Origin of the sequence: Streptomyces thermovulgaris (assembly GCF_002155915.1) — a bacterium.
Classification (GTDB): Bacteria; Actinomycetota; Actinomycetes; order Streptomycetales; family Streptomycetaceae; genus Streptomyces; species Streptomyces thermovulgaris.
Genome location: NZ_MUME01000363.1, coordinates 1 through 1426, shown reverse-complemented (window position 1 = coordinate 1426; position 1426 = coordinate 1). Strand labels below are relative to the sequence as shown.

1 pseudogene and 1 CRISPR repeat array are annotated in these 1426 nt (G+C 70.7%); the pseudogene reads right to left on the bottom strand.

The features are described from left to right. Window positions 1–180: 180 nt before the first annotated feature. Window positions 181–1307: direct repeats of the CRISPR family, unit length 29 nt; unit sequence CTGCTCCCCGCACCCGCGGGGATGGTCCC. A gap of 19 nt (window positions 1308–1326) precedes the next feature. Further along, window positions 1327–1426 (bottom strand): annotated as a pseudogene (locus tag CCN35_RS28995) (IS5/IS1182 family transposase); the annotation flags it as partial.

The following is a 1426-nucleotide window of genomic DNA, read 5'->3' as shown; positions in this document are numbered from 1 at the left end:
CGCACAGGCCCCTGCGGCAACTTCCCGCAACGAACCACAATCCGGCTGGAGCAGGGCCTCCAAACGCCGCCGCTTCGGCAGGAGGCGATAGTCACAGTGTCCCTTCCGCCTTGTTTGCCGGAATCAAAGAAAGTGGTTCAAAACTGCGTGTGCCCTTAGAAAACCCGCAGCTCACACAGCCTGCTCCCCGCACCCGCGGGGATGGTCCCGTTCCTGTCTCGCCGTGGTGAAGCGGCGCGAGCTGCTCCCCGCACCCGCGGGGATGGTCCCGTCCTGAAGAACTATCTGTCGGCCGTGGGTGACTGCTCCCCGCACCCGCGGGGATGGTCCCACCAACGACTCGGGGAGCGCTGAGGGTAACGGCTGCTCCCCGCACCCGCGGGGATGGTCCCCGCCGAAAGCGCCAGAGTCCTTTGCAAGGTCACTGCTCCCCGCACCCGCGGGGATGGTCCCGTGATCATCGCCGCCATCCCCGGCACCGTGTGCTGCTCCCCGCACCCGCGGGGATGGTCCCCGTCATCCACCATCACAACCGGATACACCTGTCTGCTCCCCGCACCCGCGGGGATGGTCCCCGTCGCCGAGGACTGCGGAAACTCCCTCTCCACTGCTCCCCGCACCCGCGGGGATGGTCCCGTCGCCCGGCGCATCTGGCCCGAGCGCGGCGCCTGCTCCCCGCACCCGCGGGGATGGTCCCTCGGCCTGGACCCCGACGAGGTACGCCGACTCCTGCTCCCCGCACCCGCGGGGATGGTCCTGCACGGCCAGGTCTGGCGAGGCGCCCCGTTCGCTGCTCCCCGCACCCGCGGGGATGGTCCCTCGTCGACGTAGCGGGCGCGGCAGTTGGCGTCCTGCTCCCCGCACCCGCGGGGATGGTCCCTGGCGTGGCACACCCCTGCACGTCCTGTTCCCCTGCTCCCCGCACCCGCGGGGATGGTCCCCGGAACCTTAAGCTCCTTGAATCGGCGCTCAACTGCTCCCCGCACCCGCGGGGATGGTCCCAGTCCTCACCTCCCTGTGTGAAGCCACGTATGCTGCTCCCCGCACCCGCGGGGATGGTCCCGTCGCGGTGGCCGCGGACGACGGCAGCGTGCCCTGCTCCCCGCACCCGCGGGGATGGTCCCGCCTCGGGGTCGGCGTCGCCCTCGTACTGGTCCTGCTCCCCGCACCCGCGGGGATGGTCCCCACCCGATGACGAGCCAGTCCTGGCCCTCGTCCTGCTCCCCGCACCCGCGGGGATGGTCCCCGCGTCCGGTTCCTGTCCGCGGTGCTGTCGGACTGCTCCCCGCACCCGCGGGGATGGTCCCGTTCCTGTTCTCGCCCGGTCTAGGGCTTGTCTGGCAAATGATTTTGGTGGGGTGTGCGGAGCCAGAGGATGAGTGACGCAAGGTGGAGTCCGGCCCGGTAGCGGGCGGCCAGTTTGTCG